Origin of the sequence: Streptomyces caelestis (genome assembly GCF_001279005.1) — a bacterium.
GTDB classification, from domain to species: domain Bacteria; phylum Actinomycetota; class Actinomycetes; order Streptomycetales; family Streptomycetaceae; genus Streptomyces; species Streptomyces heliomycini.
Map to the genome: position 1 here is coordinate 1 of NZ_LGCN01000062.1, position 20056 is coordinate 20056.

Below are 20056 nucleotides of genomic sequence, written 5' to 3' on the forward strand. Positions count from 1 at the left end.
AAACGCCCGGTTACATTCCGAACCCGGAAGCTAAGCCTTACAGCGCCGATGGTACTGCAGGGGGGACCCTGTGGGAGAGTAGGACGCCGCCGAACAATTCTTCAAAAGGGTTGGACCCAGAACTTCGGTTCTGGGTCCAACCCTTTTTTGTTCTGCGTCACTTGACGTTCACGTTGCGCAACGAGCATCCACCCCATGAGTACTGCTGCACTGCTCAGGGCCGCCGGTGTCGGAGTGGGTGACGAGGTCGTCGTACCGGCCTTCGGGAACGTGGAAGTCGCCGCAGCCGTGACGATGGCAGGTGCGCTGCCGGTGTTCGCCGACATAGATCCGGCGACGTACTGTCTGGAGCCGGCCGCGGTGGAGGCGGCCGTGACTTCGCGGACGGCAGCCGTCGTTGTCGTACACCGCTTCGGAATGCCCGCCGACATGGGGCGGTTGCACGCGCTCGGCCGCCGGCACGGGCTGCTGGTGCTGGAGCACGGAGAATCCGAGGCGCCGTACGACGAGATGGCTCGGCGGAGGGAGCGGGCGGCGTTCCTCGACGCCAAGTTGAGGGGCGTGCGGACGCCCGAGGGCGGAGCCGGGCACACCTATCAGCAGTACGTCGTGCGGGTGCCGGGGAACGGCCGGCCCGACCGGGACGCCTTCGCACGCGCCATACGGGGCAAGGGCGTTGAGTGCCGTGTGCCGGTGAAGACCCCCGTGCACCGGACGCCCGAGTTCCGGCGGTGCGTGTCCCTGCCCGAGACCGAGCGGGCCGCCGACGAGACGCTCGCGCTTCCCGTGGACGCGTCGCTGACCAAACGGGACATGCAGCGGATCGCGGCGGCGTGCAATGCGCTGGGCGGGCTGCTCCAGCCGGTCGGCTGAGCGGCGGTTGGGAGCACGGCCCCGTTCGGGGTATGATCTATTCCGTTGCCGAGGGGGAAACCCCACAGAAGGCAACAGGCCCCTATAGCTCAGTCGGTAGAGCGTCTCCATGGTAAGGAGAAGGTCAACGGTTCGATTCCGTTTGGGGGCTCGGACAGAAAGGCCCCGCCCATTCGGGCGGGGCCTTTCTCATGTCCTGCGGGAGGGTGCCGACTAGTCCGTGTGCAGGCCCGGTACGCGCATGGCGAGAATCGCCATGTCATCGGACGGGGGCTCGGAGGCGAAGCGTTCCACGGCGCGCATGATGCGGGCCGCGACCGCGCCGGCCGTCAGACCGGTGCAGGTGGTCAGGACGTCGGCGAGGCCGTCGTCGCCCAGCATGCGGGGGCCTTCGCGGCGTTCGGTGACACCGTCGGTGACGCAGAGGAGGACGTCACCGGGATCGAGGGTGACCGTCTCCTCGTACAGCTCCAGGTCCTCGATGACGCCGAGGAGGGGCTGCGGCTCCGCCGCCGGTTCGACCGTGCCGTCCTGGCGCAGGCGGAGCGGGAGGGGGTGGCCGGCGCAGACCACCTTCAGTTCCGCGCTGCCGTCGTCCTGCGGACGCATCTCGCCGTAGAGGAGGGTCAGGAAGCGGCTGCGGGCGCCCTCGTCGAGGATCGCGGAGTTGAGGCGCTCCAGGACCGCCGGGCCGCTGAGGCCCTCGCGGGCCAGCAGCCGGAGCGCGTGCCGGGCGAGACCGGTCACGGCCGCCGCGTTGGGGCCGGTGCCGCAGACGTCGCCGATGGCGAAACCGTACGCGCCGTCGCTGATCGGGAAGAGGTCGTAGAAGTCGCCGCCGACCTCGTTGCCCTCGCCGGCCGCGCGGTAGATGACCTCGACCTCGACGCCGTCGATCGTCGGCAGCTCCGGCGGCAGGAGGCTGCGCTGGAGGGACTGGCTGATGGCCGTGCGCTCCGAGTAGAGGCGGGCGTTGTCCAGGGCCAGGGCGGCCCGTCGGGAGAGGTCCTCGGCGAGCTCCAGGATCTCCTGGCGGAAGTGCTCGTCGGTCGGCTTGCCGAGCGTCAGCATGCCGATGACCCGGTTGCGGGCGACCAGGGGGAGGACCACCGTCTCGCCGCCGACCGCGGAGGCCGTCGCGAGGGTCGGACCGATGCCCGTGGTGATCTGGCGGGTCGGGCCGCCGCTGAGGCCGAGGCTGCGCATGGAGGTGCGCAGGGCCGCCCGGTGGGCGACCTCCGCGGGCGCGGACCAGACGCGGGCGCCGGGGGTGGGGACCGGGTCGGGCGGGGCGATCTTCGACAGCAGGGACTTGATGCCGTCGATCAGCTCCTCGTCCTCGTGCAGCACGTAGGAGAGGTACGGCTCGGAGGCCTGGTCGGCGATCGTGTAGACGGCACACCAGGTGGCGAGGGTCGGCACGGTCATCTGGGCCATCAGGGCCAGGGTCTGGTCCCGGTCCAGGGTGCCGGCCAGCAGGTCGGAGGCCTCGACGAGGAAGCTGAGCGAGCCGCGGCGCAGGCGCTCCAGTTCGCCCAGGCGGGCCGACTCGACGGCGAGCGCGATGCGGTCCGCCGCGAACTGCAGGCGCAGCGCCTCCTCGTTGGAGTATCTGCCGGGTGCCTCGGCGGCGACGCCGAGGGAGCCGGTGAGGCGGCCCTCGACCTTCAACGGGACGGTGACGACCGAGCGCATACCGGTGCCGTTGAGGAGGGGGACGGCGCCGGGGACGGCGGTGAGATCCTCGTGGACGGCCGGCATGCGGGCGGAGCCGTAGCGGCCGGGGCCCGCCTCGACGGGGACGCGGGCGAAGCGCTGGCGGGCCGAGGGCAGGCCGGTGGAGGCGCGGACCTCCAGTTCCGTCTCGTCGTCGGTGGCCAGGAGCAGGAAGGCGGAGTCGCCGTCGAGCATGTCGCGGGCGCGTTCCACCGTGCGCTGGAGCAGGCCGTCGAGGTCGTCCGGGGCCGGGGAGCCGATGAACACCTCGAAGGGGTCGGTGCTCTGGCCCTCGGAGGTGCCGGACTTGTCGGGTGCGGGGCCGCGCAGCGGGGTCTGCAGAACCGCCCGTTCGTGGTCCCGCACCAGGAGACAGACCGTTGACGGCTCGCCGTCGGTGTCCCGGACCCGCAGATGGGAGGCGTACACGGGGATCACTCGGCCGTGGGAGCCCCTGATGCCGTAACTGCCCTCCCAGCGGGAGAGCCGGAGTGCGTCGGCGATGCCGGTGCTGGTGCCGGGAGTGTGCGGCCAGGCCGCGATGTCGGTCAGCGGCTTGCCGGTGACCTGCTCGGCGGAGTAGCCGAAGAGTTCCTCGGCGTCCTCGTTCCAGGCGGTGACGGAGCCGGCCCGGTCGATCTGGACGACGGCGACGCGGACCCGGGTGTCGGCGAGCGGGAGGAGGTGGGCCGGCAGGGAGGGGCCGGCGGTGCGGGTGCCGACCGGGCGCTCGGGAAGGTCGAGCCGGAACCAGACGGTCTTGTGGGTGGGGGTGTAGTCCACGCCCCAGTGGCCGGCCAGGGCCGCGCACAGCTGGAGCCCGCGGCCGCCCTCGCGGTCGGGACTGCCCATGCTGATGGCGGAGCCCTGGAGCGGGATCTCCCGTTCCGGATACCGGTCGGCCACCTCGACCCGTACGCCTTCGTCGCTGCGCAGGCAGAGGAGGTCGGCGGAGGTGCCGGCGTGGACCACGGCGTTGGTCACCAGTTCGCTGGTGAGGACCACGGCGTCGTCGACGATGTCGCCGAATCCCCAGCCCTGCAGGGTGTCGCGGACGAAGGAGCGGGCGCTCGCGACCGATCGCCCCACGGGCTCGAAGCTGGCGGCCGCGCGCGCGGTGATCACAGAACTCCTCGACCGGTTCTCGACGGGCATGGCTCCCTGGCCGACCGGCTCGTGCCGCTGCTGCGGCACGCCGTCAGTCGGCCGTGGGTCCGGGGGCTGCTCCCCCGGGATCAGTCCGGTGGTCATGTGTGCGGCCGCCCTCCGATGCCCGCTCGTTCCCGTGCCACCGCCCAGGCCGGGCGGACCGGCGTGGCTGGACAGCCGGATGCAAGGTTACTTACCTTCGCGGTCCGAGCGAATGCCGGTCTGCGGTGTTTCCGTCCGGAGGTGTTCTCCGTCCGGTGGGCGTGCGGGCGGTGTGCGAAGCTGCCGGACTGTTGTGGCCTGGTTCCACGGGGGTGAAACACTGGGCAGGCTTGTGGTGAAGGTCCGGGCAGGCCGTGTGCCTTCCGCGCCGGGTGGGCAGCAGCCCCTTGGCGGTGCCTCGGAACGTCGGGCAGGACATCGCAGTAGTACGGGAAAGCACAGGAAGACCGGGAACGCCTCTGGCGGTGTGCCCGGGCACAGCGGTAACGGTCGACCCCTGCGGGAGGGACACAGTGGAGTCTGGCGCAGCGACGCGGGGCACGAAGACGACGCGCGCGAAAGGCGGACAGTCCCTGAGTAAGCCGGGAAGGGCGCGGGGCGGGACCACGACGGTGGACACGGCGGCCCTGAACCGGCTGATGACGGCGCTGGTGGCGATGCGGGACGGTAACTTCCGCAAGCGGCTCACGGTGTCCGGCGACGGCGTGATGGCGGAGATCGCGGCGGTCTTCAACGAGGTGGCCGACCGCAATCTCCACCTGACGGGTGAGCTGGCACGGGTGCGCCGCACGGTGGGGCGCGAGGGAAAGCTCACGGAGCGGTTGGAGACCGGGGCCTGTGAGGGTTCCTGGGTGACCGCGATCGACAACTCGAACGCGCTGGTGGACGACTTGGTGCGGCCCGTGTCCGAGGTGAGCCGGGTGCTGTCGGCGGTGGCCGAGGGGGACCTGTCGCCGCGCATGGAGCTGCGGACGCAGGCGGCGCCGGAAGGGGCGGGGCATCCGCTGCGGGGCGAGTTCCTCAAGGTCGCGCGGACGGTGAACAACCTGGTCGACCAGTTGTCGACGTTCACCGACGAGGTCACGCGTGTGGCCAGCGAGGTGGGGACCGAGGGCAAGCTGGGCGGTCAGGCCCAGGTGCGCGGCATGTCCGGTTCGTGGAAGGACCTGACGGACTCCGTCAACACGATGGCGGAGCGGCTGACGGCGCAGGTGCGCGACATCGCGCTGGTGACGACGGCCGTCGCGCGCGGTGACCTGTCGCGCAAGGTCACCGTGCACGTCGAGGGCGAGATGCTGGAGCTGAAGAACACCGTCAACACGATGGTGGACCAGCTCTCCGCGTTCTCCTCCGAGGTGACGCGCGTCGCGCGCGAGGTGGGCACCGAGGGCGCCCTGGGCGGTCAGGCGCAGGTGCCCGGGGTGGACGGCGTCTGGAAGGAGCTCACCGACTCCGTCAACACCATGGCCGGGAACCTCACCGCGCAGGTGCGTGGGATCGCCGAGGTGACGACCGCGGTCGCCAACGGTGATCTGTCGCGGAAGGTGACGGTGCCGGCGCGCGGCGAGGTCGCGCAGCTCGCCGAGACGATCAACCAGATGACCGAGACGCTGCGGATCTTCGCGGACGAGGTCACGCGGGTCGCCAACGAGGTCGGGGCCGAGGGGCGGCTGGGGGGTCAGGCGAACGTGCCGGGGGCGGCGGGGACGTGGAAGGACCTGACGGACTCCGTCAACACGGTGTTCCGGAACCTGACCACCCAGGTGCGGGACATCGCGGCGGTGACGACGGCGGTCGCCAACGGCGACCTGTCGCAGAAGGTCACGGTGGACGTGGCCGGGGAGATGCTGGAGCTGAAGAACACCGTCAACACGATGGTGGACCAGCTGTCCTCCTTCGGTGCCGAGGTCACGCGCGTGGCGCGCGAGATCGGCGTCGAGGGCGAGCTGGGGGGTCAGGCGCAGGTGCCGGGGGCGGCGGGGACGTGGAAGGACCTGACGGACTCCGTCAACACGGCGTTCCGCAACCTCACCGGGCAGGTGAGGAACATCGCCCAGGTGACGACGGCGGTCGCCAACGGCGACCTGTCGCAGAAGGTCACGGTGGACGTCTCCGGCGAGATGCTCCAGCTGAAGAACACCGTGAACACGATGGTGGACCAGTTGTCGAGCTTCGCCGACCAGGTCACGCGGATGGCCCGGGACGTGGGCACGGAGGGGCGGCTGGGCGGTCAGGCGCGCGTGGACGGCGTGTCGGGCACCTGGAAGGAACTCACCGACTCCGTCAACTCCATGGCGTCGAATCTGACCGGGCAGGTGCGCAACATCGCCCAGGTCACGACGGCCGTCGCGCGCGGTGACCTGTCGCAGAAGATCGACGTCGACGCGCGCGGGGAGATCCTCGAGCTGAAGAACACCATCAACACGATGGTGGACCAGTTGTCGAGCTTCGCCGACCAGGTGACGCGGGTGGCCCGCGAGGTGGGCACGGAGGGCCGGCTGGGCGGTCAGGCGCAGGTGCCCGGGGTCGCCGGTGTGTGGCGGGACCTGACGGACTCCGTGAACGGCATGGCGTCGAATCTGACCGGGCAGGTGCGCAACATCGCGCAGGTGGCGACGGCGGTGGCGCGCGGTGACCTGTCGCAGAAGATCACCGTGGACGCGCGCGGGGAGATCCTGGAGCTCAAGAACACGCTGAACACGATGGTGGACCAGCTGTCGTCGTTCGCCGAGGAGGTCACGCGGGTGGCCCGCGAGGTGGGCACCGAGGGCATCCTCGGCGGCCAGGCCGAGGTGCAGGGTGTCTCCGGCACCTGGAAGGACCTCACGCAGTCGGTGAACGGCATGGCGAACAACCTGACCCTCCAGGTGCGCAACATCGCCGAGGTCACCACCGCGGTCGCCAAGGGCGACCTGTCGAAGAAGATCACCGTCGACGCCAAGGGCGAGATCCTGGAGCTGGTGACGACCGTCAACACGATGGTGGACCAGCTGTCGTCGTTCGCCGAGCAGGTGACCCGGGTGGCCCGCGAGGTGGGCACCGAGGGCATCCTCGGCGGCCAGGCGAACGTGCCGGGCGTCACGGGCATCTGGAAGGACCTGAGCGACAACGTCAACCTGATGGCCAAGAACCTGACCACGCAGGTGCGGAACATCTCGCAGGTCTCCGCCGCCGTGGCCAACGGCGACCTGACGCGGCAGGTCAGCATCGAGGCGCGCGGTGAGGTGGCGCAGCTCGCCGACACCATCAACATCATGGTGAAGACGCTGAGCGCGTTCGCCGAGCAGGTCACCAAGGTGGCCCGCGAGGTGGGCACGGACGGCATCCTCGGCGGGCAGGCGCACGTGCCGGGCGTGGCGGGGACGTGGAAGGACCTCACCGAGTCGGTGAACCAGATGGCGTCGAATCTGACCGGTCAGGTCCGCAACATCGCCATGGTGACGACGGCCATCGCCAAGGGCGACCTGACGAAGAAGATCGACATCGACGCGCGCGGGGAGATCCTCGAGCTGAAGACCACCATCAACACGATGGTGGACCAGCTGTCGTCGTTCGCCGAGGAGGTCACGCGCGTCGCTCGCGAGGTGGGCACCGAGGGGCAGCTGGGCGGCCAGGCACGCGTGCGTGACGTCGACGGCACCTGGCGGGACCTGACCGAGTCCGTGAACGAGATGGCCGGGAACCTGACCCGGCAGGTGCGTGCCATCGCGCGCGTGGCGACCGCGGTGACCCGCGGCGACCTGAACCTGAAGATCGACGTGGACGCGTCCGGGGAGATCCAGGAGCTCCAGGACTACATCAACAAGATGATCGCCAACCTGCGCGACACCACGATCGCCAACAAGGAGCAGGACTGGCTCAAGGGCAATCTCGCCCGCATCTCGGCGCTGATGCAGGGGCGCCGCGACCTGGAGGACGTGGCGTCGCTGATCATGAGCGAGCTGACGCCGGTGGTGTCCGCGCAGCACGGTGCGTTCTTCCTCGCGATGCCGCTGGTCGACGGCGAGGACCTGAACGCCGCGGACGACGACCAGTTCGAGCTGCGCATGCTCGGCTCGTACGGCTACTCCATGGGCTCCATGCCGACGTCGTTCCGGCCCGGTGAGGGGCTCATCGGGACGGCCGCCACGGAGAAGCGCACGATCCTCGTGCAGGACGTGCCCAGCGGCTACCTGAAGATCTCCTCGGGGCTCGGGGAGGCCCCGCCGGCGCAGGTGATCGTGCTGCCGGTGCTGTTCGAGGGGAAGGTGCTCGGCGTCATCGAGCTGGCCTCGTTCACGCCGTTCACGCACATCCAGAAGGACTTCCTCAACCAGATCGCCGAGATGATCGCGACGAGCGTCAACACCATCTCGGTCAACACCAGGACCGAGCGGCTGCTCTCGCAGTCCCAGGAACTGACCGAGCAGCTGCGCGAGCGGTCCGCGGAGTTGGAGCAGCGGCAGAAGGCGCTCCAGGCGTCCAACGCCGAGCTGGAGGAGAAGGCCGAGCTGCTGGCCCGGCAGAACCGCGACATCGAGGTGAAGAACACCGAGATCGAGGAGGCGCGGCAGGTCCTGGAGGAGCGCGCCGAGCAGCTCGCGGTCTCCATGCGCTACAAGAGCGAGTTCCTGGCCAACATGTCGCACGAGTTGCGTACGCCGCTCAACTCGCTGCTGATCCTGGCGAAGTTGCTCGCCGACAACGCGGAGGGGAACCTCTCCCCGAAGCAGGTCGAGTTCGCCGAGACCATCCACGGCGCCGGGTCCGACCTGCTGCAGCTCATCAACGACATCCTCGACCTGTCGAAGGTCGAGGCGGGCAAGATGGACGTCTCCCCGACACGCATCGCGCTGGTCCAGCTCGTGGACTACGTGGAGGCCACCTTCCGGCCGTTGACCGCGGAGAAGGGCCTGGACCTGTCCGTACGGGTGTCGCCGGAGCTGCCGGCCACGCTGCACACCGACGAGCAGCGGCTGCTCCAGGTGCTGCGCAACCTGCTGTCCAACGCGGTGAAGTTCACCGACTCCGGGTCGGTCGAGCTGGTCATCCGGCCCGCCCGGGACGACGTCCCGCAGGCCATCCGGGAGCAGTTGCTGGAGGCCGGCTCGCTGACCGACCCGGACGCGGACCTGATCGCGTTCTCGGTGAGCGACACGGGCATCGGCATCGCGGCCGGCAAGATGCGGGTGATCTTCGAGGCGTTCAAGCAGGCCGACGGCACCACCAGCCGCAAGTACGGCGGTACGGGGCTGGGGCTGTCCATCTCGCGGGAGATCGCGCAGCTGCTCGGCGGCGAGATCCACGCGCAGAGCGAGCCGGGCCGCGGCTCGACGTTCACGCTGTACCTGCCGCTGCACCCGAGCGAGCTGCCGCCGAACGGCTACCAGCAGCCCATGCCCGCGCTGGAGGCCGGTGACCTGGTGGCGTCGGCCGAGCTGCCCCCGGCGGAGGCCGGGACGCCGGCGGAGGTGAAGTCGTACCAGGACACCCGGAACGGTCCGGCCGCGCTGTTCCGGCGTCGCCGCAGGATCACGCTGGAACCGCGGCCCGCTTTGGAGCCCGAGCAGTGGTCGGGCGTGGAGCAGCAGGAGCCGGCTCCCCGGCCGTCGGGCCGCGGCATCCACTTCGGCGGGCAGAAGGTGCTGATCGTCGACGACGACATCCGCAACGTCTTCGCGCTCACCAGCGTCCTGGAGCAGCACGGCCTGTCCGTGCTGTACGCGGAGAACGGCCGCGAGGGCATCGAGGTGCTGGAGCAGCACGACGACGTGGCGGTCGTGCTGATGGACATCATGATGCCCGAGATGGACGGGTACGCCACGACCACGGCGATCCGCCGGATGCCGCAGTTCGCCGGGCTCCCGATCATCGCGCTCACCGCGAAGGCGATGAAGGGCGACCGCGAGAAGGCGATCGAGTCGGGCGCCTCCGACTACGTCACCAAGCCGGTCGACCCCGATCACCTGCTGTCGGTGATGGAGCAGTGGATGCGGGGGGAGTGAGACCGGCGTCCGGAGGGGGCGCGAACGTGACGGGAAGCTTCGGTGTCCGCCCGTTGTCGCTGACGTGGTGTGCGCGAAGTCGTGTAGAAGCGTGGGAATCGGGGAACCTTCTGGTCTCCCGCCGCGTTTCTGCTACGTGCACAGTGACATCACGGTGACAGGGTGTGGTGACGGGCGGGGTGCGGCTACGATGACCGGCACAAGGACGGGCGGCGCAAGGGAGTCGTCCCCTGGGGCGGTACCCACGGGTACATCCCCAGGTCCTGAGGACAGGGGAGGCCCCAAGCCGGGGCGAGGAGGGCGGGCCATGGTGCAGAAGGCCAAGATCCTCCTGGTCGATGACCGGCCGGAGAATCTGCTCGCGCTGGAGGCGATCCTCTCGGCGCTCGATCAGACGCTGGTGCGGGCATCGTCCGGGGAAGAAGCGCTCAAGGCACTGCTCACGGACGACTTCGCGGTCATCCTGCTGGACGTCCAGATGCCGGGCATGGACGGTTTCGAGACCGCCGCGCACATCAAGCGGCGGGAGCGGACCCGGGACATCCCGATCATCTTCCTCACCGCGATCAACCACGGTCCGCACCACACCTTCCGCGGGTACGCGGCGGGTGCGGTCGATTACATCTCCAAGCCGTTCGACCCGTGGGTGCTGCGGGCGAAGGTCTCGGTCTTCGTCGAGCTGTACATGAAGAACTGTCAGCTGCGGGAGCAGGCGGCGCTGCTGAGGCTCCAGCTGGAGGGCGGCGAGAAGGACACGGCCGAGTCCAAGGAGCCGGCGGGGCTGCTCGCCGAGCTCTCGGCGCGGCTCGCGGCCGTCGAGGAGCAGGCCGAGGCGCTCACCAAGCAGCTCAACGACGAGTCGACCGACGCGGCCGCGGTGGCCACGGCCGCTCATCTGGAGCGCAAGCTCACGGGGTTGCGGCGGGCGCTGGACGCCCTGGAGCCCGGAACCGGGAGCGCGTCGTCGGTGCCGTCGCCGAACTGACCCCGGGGGAAAGGGCATTGCCCGCACACCCGACGCGCCGTGGGCGCGAGACCGGGTCACCTGCGCGTCAACGTCACGCCTCGACGAGAGCGACACGAACGGGTGAAGCGCCCGGCACACGTGTCCCCAACCCTCTCCACCGGTAACCTCACACCCATGGCCTCACGTCCCTCCGCTGCCAAGAAGCCGCCCGCGAAGAAGGCGCCCGCTTCCGCGAAGGCCCCGGCGAAGAGGGCCGCTGCCAAGAAGGCTCCGGCGAAGAGGGCTCCCGCCAGGAAGGCCGCGGCGAGGAAGCCCGCGCCCGCACCGGCCGCCCCGAATCCGACCAGCGGCGTCTACCGGCTCCTGCGCGCCCTGTGGCTGGGCCTCGCGCACGCCGTCGGCGCCGTCTTCCGCGGTGTGGGGCAGGGCGCCAAGAACCTCGACCCCGCGCACCGCAAGGACGGCGTGGCGCTGCTGCTGCTCGCCGTCGCCCTGATCGTCGCCGCCGGCACCTGGGCCGATCTGAAAGGCCCCGTCGGCGACCTCGTGGAGATCCTGGTCGCCGGAGCCTTCGGCCGGCTCGACCTGCTGGTGCCGGTCCTGGTCGCGGTCGTCGCCGTACGGTTCATCCGGCACCCGGAGAAGCCGGAGGCCAACGGGCGGATCGTGATCGGTCTGTCCGCGCTCGTCATCGGCGTGCTCGGGCAGATCCACATCGGCTGCGGCTCGCCCGCGCGCAGCGACGGCATGCAGGCCATAAGGGACGCCGGCGGCCTCATCGGCTGGGGTGCGGCCACACCGCTGTCGTCGACCATGACCGACGTCCTCGCCGTGCCGCTGCTGGTGCTGCTCACGGTCTTCGGACTGCTGGTCGTCACCGCCACCCCGGTGAACGCCATTCCGCAGCGCCTGCGCCGGCTCGGTGTGCGGCTCGGGCTCGTCCACGAAGCCGAGCCGGAGGAGTTCGGCGAGGACGACGAGCGCTACGAGCAGCAGTGGCGCGAGTCGCTGCCCGCGAGCCGCCGTGGCCGGCGGCCGGCGCCCGAGGAGTACGACCCGGACGGCGCGGAGCAGGAGGCGCTGTCCCGGCGCCGGGGCCGGTCCCGCAGGCCCGCGGTGCCGCGGCCCTCCATGGACCGGCCCATGGACGCCGTGGACGTGGCCGCCGCCGCGGCCGCCGCGCTGGACGGAGCCGTGCTGCACGGGATGCCGCCCTCGCCGGTCGTCGCCGACCTGACCCAGGGCGTGAGCACCGGCGACCGCGAACCGACCACACCGACGCCGGTCCCGGCCGCCCGCCCGCAGCAGCAGAAGCCGAAGGCGGACAAGCCGCAGGACGGGCCGCAGCGGGACAAGCCGCCGGCCGGCGTCCTGGACATGACCAAGGAGCCGCCCCGCGAACCCCGCGACCTGCCCGCCCGCGCGGAGCAGCTCCGGCTCTCCGGCGACATCACCTACTCGCTGCCCTCCCTCGACCTGCTCGAGCGCGGCGGCCCCGGCAAGGCGCGCAGCGCCGCCAACGACGTCATCGTCGACGCGCTGCGGAAGGTCTTCACGGAGTTCAAGGTGGACGCCGCCGTCACCGGCTTCACCCGCGGTCCGACGGTCACCCGCTACGTGGTGGAACTCGGCCCGGCCGTGAAGGTCGAGCGGGTGACCGCGCTGACCAAGAACATCGCGTACGCCGTCGCCAGCCCGGACGTGCGGATCATCAGCCCGATCCCCGGCAAGTCCGCGGTGGGCATCGAGATCCCGAACACCGACCGGGAGATGGTCAACCTCGGCGACGTCCTGCGGCTCGCGGAGTCCGCCGAGGACGACGACCCGATGCTGGTCGCCTTCGGCAAGGACGTCGAGGGCGGCTACGTCATGGACTCGCTGGCGAAGATGCCGCACATGCTGGTCGCCGGCGCCACCGGCTCCGGAAAGTCGTCCTGCATCAACTGCCTGATCACCTCGATCATGATGCGGGCGACCCCGGAGGACGTCCGGATGATCCTGGTCGACCCCAAGCGGGTGGAGCTGACGGCGTACGAGGGCATCCCGCACCTGATCACGCCGATCATCACCAACCCCAAGCGGGCCGCCGAGGCGCTGCAGTGGGTCGTACGCGAGATGGACCTGCGCTACGACGACCTCGCGGCCTACGGCTACCGGCACATCGACGACTTCAACCGCGCGGTGCGCGAGGGCAAGGCCAAGCCGCCCGAGGGCAGCGAGCGGGAACTCCAGCCGTACCCCTACCTGCTGGTGATCGTCGACGAGCTGGCCGATCTGATGATGGTCGCCCCGCGCGACGTCGAGGACGCCATCGTGCGGATCACGCAGCTGGCGCGGGCGGCCGGCATCCACCTGGTGCTCGCCACGCAGCGGCCCTCGGTCGACGTCGTCACCGGTCTGATCAAGGCGAACGTGCCGTCCCGGCTGGCGTTCGCCACCTCCTCGCTCGCGGACTCGCGGGTCATCCTCGACCAGCCCGGCGCCGAGAAGCTGATCGGCAAGGGCGACGGGCTGTTCCTGCCGATGGGCGCGAACAAACCGACGCGTCTGCAGGGCGCGTTCGTGACCGAGGAGGAGGTCGCGGCCGTCGTCCGGCACTGCAAGGAGCAGATGGCGCCCGTCTTCCGGGACGACGTCACCGTCGGGAGCAAGCAGAAGAAGGAGATCGACGAGGACATCGGCGACGACCTGGACCTGCTGTGCCAGGCGGCCGAGCTGGTCGTCTCCACCCAGTTCGGTTCGACGTCCATGCTCCAGCGCAAGCTGCGCGTCGGCTTCGCCAAGGCGGGCCGGCTGATGGACCTCATGGAGTCGAGGAACATCGTCGGACCGAGCGAGGGTTCGAAGGCTCGTGACGTTCTCGTGAAACCCGATGAACTGGATGGCGTGCTCGCGCTGATCCGGGGGGAGTCTGAAGGGTAGGCGAACCGGAGGCGGTCGTCGCCTCCGGTCACCCGGGTGTTCGATCGTGACCCACCCGTGAGCGATCATTGGGCAACCGTTTCCCGTCGGTGTACGTCAAGGTGAGGGAAACGACGAACTGCAGTCCCATCATCGGAGTGTCGGGCCATTCCGATGGCGTACAAAGTGCTACCGCCCGCTTGCCCCACCCTCTCGTACCCCTCCTAGACTGAACCTCCAGCACAGGCGGCTACACGCTCGAAAGGCGCCCCCGTGTCCATCGGCAACTCCCCTGAAGACGAGCGTCCGTTCGAAGACGTTTCCGAGGAAGACCGCCCTTCCGTCCCCGTCGGCCGAGCGCTGCAGCAGGCGCGCATCGCCGCCGGGCTCACCGTCGACGACGTCAGTACCGCCACCCGGGTCCGGATCGCCATCGTGCACGCCATCGAGGCGGACGACTTCGCCCCCTGCGGCGGCGACGTCTACGCGCGCGGGCACATCCGGACCCTGGCCAGGGCCGTGGACCTCGACCCGGCGCCGCTGATCGCCCAGTACGAGGCCGAGCACGGCGGCGGCCGTCCGGCCCCGACCCCGGCCGCCCCGCTGTTCGAAGCGGAACGCATCCGTCCGGAGCGGCGCGGACCCAACTGGACCGCGGCCATGGTCGCCGCGATCGTCGTCGTGATCGGCTTCGTCGGGTTCACGATGGTCAAGGGCGACGACGGCGGCAAGGCGAACGTCGCCGACGGCGCCGAGCCCACCGAGCCGGCCTCGCCCACCCCCAGGTCCGAGAAGCCCGTCGCGCCCGAGCCGGAACCGTCGGACAGCGCCATCGCCGCCGCGCCGCAGGACAAGGTGACGGTCCAGGTCAGCGCCGCCGACGGGCGCAGCTGGATCTCCGCCAAGGACCACAACGGACGGCTGCTGTTCGACGGACTGCTCAAGCAGGGCGAATCCAAGACCTTCCAGGACAGCACCAAGGTCAACCTGGTCCTCGGCGACGCCGGTGCGATCGACCTGTTCGTGAACGGCAAGAAGATCGAGGACGACTGGCAGCCGGGCGCCGTCGAGCGCCTGACCTACACCAAGGGCGACCCGCAGGCCGGATGATCCGGCGCAAAGGGTGCTTCGACGACGGGGTTGGCCATGATCGGCCAACCCCGTCGACGTGGGGCGTCAGCGGGACGAAGTAGTCTTGAGCCCATGCCTGAACGCCGTACCGTCGCACTGGTCACCCTTGGCTGCGCCCGTAACGAGGTGGACTCGGAGGAGCTCGCAGGCCGCTTGGAGGCGGACGGCTGGCAGCTCGTGGAGGACGCCGAGGAAGCGGACGTCGCCGTCGTCAACACCTGTGGCTTCGTCGAGGCCGCCAAGAAGGACTCCGTCGACGCCCTCCTGGAGGCCAACGACCTCAAGGGACACGGGAGAACCCAGGCCGTCGTGGCGGTGGGCTGCATGGCCGAGCGGTACGGGAAGGAACTCGCCGAGGCCCTTCCCGAGGCCGACGGCGTGCTCGGCTTCGACGACTACGCCGACATCTCCGATCGCCTCCAGACCATCCTGAACGGCGGCATCCACGCCTCCCACACCCCGCGCGACCGGCGCAAGCTGCTGCCGATCAGCCCGGCCGAGCGGCAGGACTCCGCCACCGCCGTCGCCCTTCCGGGACACGGACCGGTGGACCTGCCGGAGGGCCTCGCCCCGGCCTCCGGCCCCCGTGCACCGCTGCGCCGCCGACTGGACGGCTCCCCGGTCGCCTCGGTGAAGCTCGCCTCCGGCTGCGACCGGCGCTGCTCCTTCTGCGCCATCCCGTCCTTCCGCGGCTCCTTCATCTCGCGCCGCCCCAGCGACGTGCTGAACGAGACCCGCTGGCTGGCCGAACAGGGCGTGAAGGAGATCATGCTGGTCTCCGAGAACAACACCTCCTACGGCAAGGACCTCGGCGACATCCGCCTGCTGGAGTCCCTGCTGCCCGAGCTGGCCGAGGTCGACGGTCTCGAGCGGGTGCGCGTCAGCTACCTCCAGCCGGCCGAGATGCGGCCCGGCCTGATCGACGTGCTGACCTCCACCCCGAAGGTCGCCCCGTACTTCGACCTGTCCTTCCAGCACTCCGCGCCCGACGTGCTGCGGGCGATGCGCCGCTTCGGCGACACCGACCGGTTCCTGGAGCTGCTCGACACCATCCGGAGCAAGGCGCCCCAGGCCGGTGTGCGCTCCAACTTCATCGTCGGCTTCCCCGGCGAGTCCGCGGCCGACCTCGCCGAGCTGGAGCGGTTCCTGAACCACGCGCGGCTGGACGCCGTCGGCGTCTTCGGCTACTCCGACGAGGAGGGCACCGAGGCGGCGACCTACGACCGCAAGCTGGACGAGGAGGTCGTCGCCGAGCGGCTGGCCCGGGTCTCCCGGCTGGCCGAGGAACTGGTCTCGCAGCGTGCCGAGGAGCGGGTCGGCGAGACCGTGCACGTGCTGGTGGAGTCCGTCGACGAGGCGGAGGGCGTGTACGGCCGGGCGGCCCACCAGGCCCCCGAGACGGACGGCCAGGTGCTGCTCACGAGCGGCGAGGGTCTGGGCGTCGGCCGTATGGTCGAGGCGAAGGTGGTCGGCACGGAAGGTGTCGATCTGGTGGCCGAGCCGCTGTTCCAGGGTTCGCCCGCGTGCAATGAGGAGGCGGGCAGATGACGGGTGTCCCGGCATCGGCGGCGGGAGGCCCCTCCGGCACGAGGAGGGTGGCGGGCGCCGTGCCCGGAGGCATGTCGGCGTCCGGCCGCGTGGTCGCGCGGGAGGCACGGGGCACGGCTCCGGGACCCTCCGGCGGCGGCCCGGCCCGGCGCGACGCGTCCGGCGGCGTCCGGGCGCACGGTGACGCGGCGGCGCCGGCCACCGCACCGCGTGACGGCGTCGACGCCGAGGACGGTGCGAAGCCCGCGCGCGGCGCGAAGATCGCGGCGGCTGCCGTCAACCAGGCCAGCGTCTGGAACATCGCCAATCTGCTGACCATGCTCCGGCTGCTCCTGGTGCCGGCGTTCGTCGTGCTGATGCTCGCCGAAGGCGGTGACGACCCGGCGTGGCGGTCGTTCGCCTGGGCGGCCTTCGCCATCGCCATGATCACCGACCTGTTCGACGGTCATCTGGCGCGCACGTACAACCTCGTCACCGACTTCGGGAAGATCGCCGACCCCATCGCCGACAAGGCGATCATGGGAGCGGCGCTGATCTGTCTCTCCTCGCTGGGCGATCTCCCGTGGTGGGTGACCGGAGTCATCCTCGGCCGGGAACTCGGGATCACCCTGCTGCGTTTCCTGGTCATCCGGTACGGGGTGATCCCGGCCAGCCGGGGCGGCAAGCTCAAGACCCTCACCCAGGGCATCGCCGTCGGTATGTACGTACTGGCGCTGACGGGGTGGCTGGCCACACTGCGGTGGTGGGTGATGGCCGCGGCGGTCGTGCTGACCGTGGCGACCGGACTCGACTACGTGAAACAGGCCATTGTGCTGCGCAGGCGGGGAATCGCCGAGCGCCAGGCGGCGTTGGAGGAGACGGAAGCGTGAGTTCCGAGGCCGTCGACGTGGTGCGACTACTCACCGTGAGCGGTGGGACGCTCGCCGTCGCCGAGTCGCTGACCGGTGGCCTGGTGGCGGCGGAGATCACTTCGGTTCCCGGGGCGTCCAAGGTCTTCCGGGGCTCGGTGACGGCGTACGCCACCGAGCTCAAGCAGCGGCTGCTCGGTGTGGACGCCACCCTGCTGGCGGAGCGCGGAGCGGTGGATCCGCAGGTGGCGGCCCAGATGGCGGCCGGCGTCCGCGAGGCGCTGGGCGCCGACTGGGGCGTCGCCACCACCGGCGTCGCCGGGCCGGACCCCCAGGACGGCCAGACCGTCGGCACGGTCTTCGTGGCCGTGGACGGCCCTTCGAGGACGGGAACGGGTTCCGCCCGCGGCGGAAAAGTGGAGCATCTGCGGTTGAACGGCGACCGCGCGGAAATTCGTATGGAGAGTGTACGGAGCGTACTCGCGCTGCTTCTGGCGGAGCTTGCGGGCGAACAGACCGGGAATGAGCGGGCACAGGATACGGAACGGAACGGGGGGTTTTGATGTTTGCAGCCCTGAGTGAACACGACATCGCTCCCCGCACGGCCGCGGCGCAAGGCGGTACGGTGGGGCGAGAAGGATGCGGCTACGCGGTCCGAGGAGGGAGCCACCGATGATTCTGCTCCGTCGCCTGCTGGGTGACGTGCTGCGTCGGCAGCGCCAACGCCAGGGCCGTACTCTGCGCGAAGTCTCCTCGTCCGCCCGAGTCTCACTCGGCTATCTCTCCGAGGTGGAGCGGGGGCAGAAGGAGGCTTCCTCCGAGCTGCTCTCCGCCATCTGCGACGCGCTGGACGTACGGATGTCCGAGCTCATGCGGGAAGTGAGCGACGAGCTCGCTCTCGCCGAACTGGCCCAGTCTGCTGCAGCGACCCCCAGCGAGTCCGTACCCACGCCGGTTCGTCCGATGCTGGGTTCCGTTTCGGTGACCGGTGTGCCACCGGAACGGGTCACCATCAAGGCGCCCGCCGAGGCGGTGGACGTCGTCGCCGCGTGAGCGTGGCGCTCCGCGCACGCGCGGTGTGAAGGTGTGAGATGCCCCGGTAGGGGCCCTTCCGGGAGATCCGGAGGGGTGCCGCCGGGGTTTTCGCGTGTGCGGGGCCTTCTCCTGTGCGTTTGCCGGTGCGGCGCACGGCGGTCATCGTGGAGGGACGAGGCGGGGGGCCAGCCACGGAGGTGCGGATGTACGTCGTGAAGAGCCCGTTGTCCGACGAGAACCTGAAGACCGTGTCCGAGGCGCTGCAGGGCGCCCTGGTCGATCTGGTGGATCTCGCCCTGGTGGCCAAGCAGATCCACTGGAACGTGGTCGGGCCACGCTTCCGCTCCGTGCACCTCCAGCTCGACGAGGTCGTGGCCCTGGCACGCACGCACTCCGACACCGTGGCGGAGCGCGCCGCGGCGCTGGGGGTGTCGCCCGACGGGCGGGCCGCGACGGTGGCCGTCGGCAGCGGCATCGGGGTGACGCCCGAAGGCTGGGTCGACGACACGGCCGCGGTGGGCGCGCTCGTGGAGGCACTGGGCGCGGTGATCACCCGTATGCGGGAGCGGGTCACGGCGACCGACCAACCGGACCCGGTGAGCCAGGACATCCTGATCACGATCACCGCGGACCTGGAGAAGCAGCACTGGATGTTCCAGGCCGAGAACGGGTGACGTGGCCTTCGGGGGCCGTGGTGCCCTCGTACGGCGGACCGGAGGCCCGGATGCGCCCGTGTGCCCTTGGCGCGCCCTGTGCGCGGGGGCGAGCGGTCTCATAGCGTCGGCCCGGGGGTGGGAGCCGTGACGACCGGGCGGGTGCTGCGCCGGGGGGCCGTTCTGGGGTTCGGGGCGTTGTGGTGGTGGGCGGCGGCACGGCTGCTGCTGGCGCCCGACGCCGGAGTGGTGGAAGGGGCGGTCGCGGCCGGCGGGTGGGGGCTCAGCCTGCTGCCGGTGCGCTGCGTGCCCAAGGCGCGGGCGGAGGGAGCACTCGCGGCGGGGCGGTGGCGACGGGCCTGGAGTTCGGCCCGCCGGGGCCGTGTGCGATCAGCGGGCGGTTCGGGGGAGGCCGCCGGATGACCGGGCGGGGGCCGGGCCCGGCTGGCAGGTGGGGCACCAGTACGTGGGGCGTTCGCGGGAGCCGTCGCCCTGGTCGGCGAGGCGGACGGGGGTGCGGCAGCGCAGGCAGGGGCGGCGGGCACGGCCGTACACGAACAGGTCCTGGCCGCGGCGGCCCGTGGTGTTGCGGACCGGGCGCTCGCGGTTGGACTCCAGCAGCTTCCTGGCGAGCTCCGGCAGCTTCACGGACCGGTCGGCGGGCAGCTCCCCCACGGGGAGCCAGGGGGTGACGCCGAGGAGGAAGCAGAGCTCGCTCTTGAAGATGTTGCCGATGCCGGCGAGGTTGCGCTGGTCCAGCAGGGCCTCCCCGAGGGGGCGGGCCGGGTCCTTCAGGAGGTTGGCCAGCGCCAGGCCGGGGTCCCAGTCCGGGCCGAGGAGGTCGGGGCCGAGATGGCCGACCGCGCGGTCCTCGTCGCTGGTGCGCATCAGTTCCAGGACGGGGAGCCGGTAGCCGACGACCGTGCGGTCGGCGGTGCCGAGGACGGCGCGGATCTGGTGGGCGGGGCCGCCGTTCCAGCGCTGTCCCGGCGCGTACACCCGCCAGGAGCCGTCCATCCGCAGGTGCGAGTGCAGCGTCAGGCCGCCTTCGACGCGGGTCAGAAGGTGCTTGCCGCGCGGGGTGACGTCCAGCACGGTGCGGCCGGTGAGGTCGGCCGTGGCGAACCTCGGCACCCGGAGGTCGCTGCGGGTCAGCACCTTGCCGGCCAGGGCGTCGTGCAGTCGCCGTGCGGCCTGCCAGACCGTGTCTCCTTCGGGCATGCGTCAAGGGTGACACGTCGGGCGTCC

Annotated in this window: 13 protein-coding genes, 1 tRNA gene and 1 rRNA gene; 13 read left to right on the forward strand and 2 right to left on the reverse strand. The window is 70.8% G+C overall.

Annotated elements, in window-relative coordinates:
* The 3 genes from rrf to ADK41_RS05920 form a co-directional block, all read left to right on the forward strand.
* Nucleotides 1-95: ribosomal RNA gene (gene rrf, locus ADK41_RS05910) — 5S ribosomal RNA — on the forward strand; the annotation flags it as partial.
* 115 nt (nt 96-210) lie between these two features.
* Nucleotides 211-873 (forward strand): DegT/DnrJ/EryC1/StrS family aminotransferase, encoded by a 663-nt coding sequence (locus tag ADK41_RS05915; RefSeq protein WP_037804189.1) that lies wholly within the window; start codon nt 211-213, stop codon nt 871-873.
* 78 nt (nt 874-951) lie between these two features.
* Nucleotides 952-1024, forward strand: a tRNA-Thr gene (locus ADK41_RS05920).
* A gap of 62 nt (nt 1025-1086) precedes the next feature.
* Here ADK41_RS05920 and ADK41_RS05925 read toward each other — a convergent pair.
* A complete protein-coding gene (locus tag ADK41_RS05925; protein WP_030825937.1) occupies nt 1087-3840 on the reverse strand; it encodes a SpoIIE family protein phosphatase in 2754 nt (917 codons plus the stop codon).
* 413 nt (nt 3841-4253) lie between these two features.
* On the opposite strand from ADK41_RS05925, the gene ADK41_RS05930 reads away from it, so the two are divergent.
* From ADK41_RS05930 to ADK41_RS38795, 10 genes are all read left to right on the forward strand, one after another.
* Nucleotides 4254-9725 (forward strand): HAMP domain-containing protein, encoded by a 5472-nt coding sequence (locus tag ADK41_RS05930; RefSeq protein ID WP_106979453.1) that lies wholly within the window; start codon nt 4254-4256, stop codon nt 9723-9725.
* 307 nt (nt 9726-10032) lie between these two features.
* Nucleotides 10033-10710: a response regulator gene (locus ADK41_RS05935; RefSeq protein ID WP_030825940.1), complete on the forward strand. Its 678-nt coding sequence runs from the start codon at nt 10033-10035 to the stop codon at nt 10708-10710.
* Nucleotides 10711-10866: 156 nt separating this feature from the next.
* A complete protein-coding gene (locus tag ADK41_RS05940) occupies nt 10867-13614 on the forward strand; it encodes a DNA translocase FtsK (RefSeq protein WP_030825942.1) in 2748 nt (915 codons plus the stop codon).
* Nucleotides 13615-13866: 252 nt separating this feature from the next.
* Entirely contained in the window at nt 13867-14703 is an 837-nt protein-coding gene (locus tag ADK41_RS05945) for a helix-turn-helix domain-containing protein (protein ID WP_030825944.1), read from the forward strand.
* 93 nt (nt 14704-14796) lie between these two features.
* The gene (rimO, locus tag ADK41_RS05950; RefSeq protein ID WP_030825947.1) at nt 14797-16272 is read left to right on the forward strand and encodes a 30S ribosomal protein S12 methylthiotransferase RimO; all 1476 of its coding nucleotides are present in this window, start codon (nt 14797-14799) and stop codon (nt 16270-16272) included.
* Nucleotides 16269-17141, forward strand: a complete 873-nt coding sequence (gene pgsA / locus ADK41_RS05955; RefSeq protein WP_030825949.1) for a CDP-diacylglycerol--glycerol-3-phosphate 3-phosphatidyltransferase — start codon at nt 16269-16271, stop codon at nt 17139-17141. Before rimO ends, pgsA begins: the two co-directional genes overlap by 4 nt.
* Complete coding sequence (locus ADK41_RS05960) at nt 17138-17683, forward strand: CinA family protein (RefSeq protein ID WP_030825952.1); 546 nt, start codon at nt 17138-17140, stop codon at nt 17681-17683. Before pgsA ends, ADK41_RS05960 begins: the two co-directional genes overlap by 4 nt.
* Nucleotides 17684-17792: 109 nt before the next feature.
* The gene (locus ADK41_RS05965) at nt 17793-18173 is read left to right on the forward strand and encodes a helix-turn-helix domain-containing protein (protein ID WP_030825954.1); all 381 of its coding nucleotides are present in this window, start codon (nt 17793-17795) and stop codon (nt 18171-18173) included.
* Nucleotides 18174-18358: 185 nt separating this feature from the next.
* On the forward strand, nt 18359-18829 hold the full coding sequence (locus ADK41_RS05970; RefSeq protein WP_030825957.1) for a Dps family protein: 471 nt from the start codon (nt 18359-18361) through the stop codon (nt 18827-18829).
* 126 nt (nt 18830-18955) lie between these two features.
* The gene (locus ADK41_RS38795; protein WP_078661928.1) at nt 18956-19231 is read left to right on the forward strand and encodes a hypothetical protein; all 276 of its coding nucleotides are present in this window, start codon (nt 18956-18958) and stop codon (nt 19229-19231) included.
* Here ADK41_RS38795 and ADK41_RS05975 read toward each other — a convergent pair.
* The gene (locus ADK41_RS05975) at nt 19199-20029 is read right to left on the reverse strand and encodes an Fpg/Nei family DNA glycosylase (RefSeq protein WP_030825959.1); all 831 of its coding nucleotides are present in this window, start codon (nt 20027-20029) and stop codon (nt 19199-19201) included. The two genes, ADK41_RS38795 and ADK41_RS05975, sit on opposite strands and share 33 nt — an antisense overlap.
* Nucleotides 20030-20056: the final 27 nt, after the last annotated feature.

Bases quoted from the DNA above. Each gene is read 5' to 3' on its own strand.
- ADK41_RS05925 (WP_030825937.1), bottom strand. From the start codon at position 3,840: ATGACCACCGGACTGATCCCGGGGGAGCAGCCCCCGGACCCACGGCCG.
- ADK41_RS05935 (WP_030825940.1), top strand. From the start codon at position 10,033: ATGGTGCAGAAGGCCAAGATCCTCCTGGTCGATGACCGGCCGGAGAAT.
- ADK41_RS05940 (WP_030825942.1), top strand. From the start codon at position 10,867: ATGGCCTCACGTCCCTCCGCTGCCAAGAAGCCGCCCGCGAAGAAGGCG.
- rimO (WP_030825947.1), top strand. From the start codon at position 14,797: ATGCCTGAACGCCGTACCGTCGCACTGGTCACCCTTGGCTGCGCCCGT.
- pgsA (WP_030825949.1), top strand. From the start codon at position 16,269: ATGACGGGTGTCCCGGCATCGGCGGCGGGAGGCCCCTCCGGCACGAGG.
- ADK41_RS05965 (WP_030825954.1), top strand. From the start codon at position 17,793: ATGATTCTGCTCCGTCGCCTGCTGGGTGACGTGCTGCGTCGGCAGCGC.
- ADK41_RS05970 (WP_030825957.1), top strand. From the start codon at position 18,359: ATGTACGTCGTGAAGAGCCCGTTGTCCGACGAGAACCTGAAGACCGTG.
- ADK41_RS05975 (WP_030825959.1), bottom strand. From the start codon at position 20,029: ATGCCCGAAGGAGACACGGTCTGGCAGGCCGCACGGCGACTGCACGAC.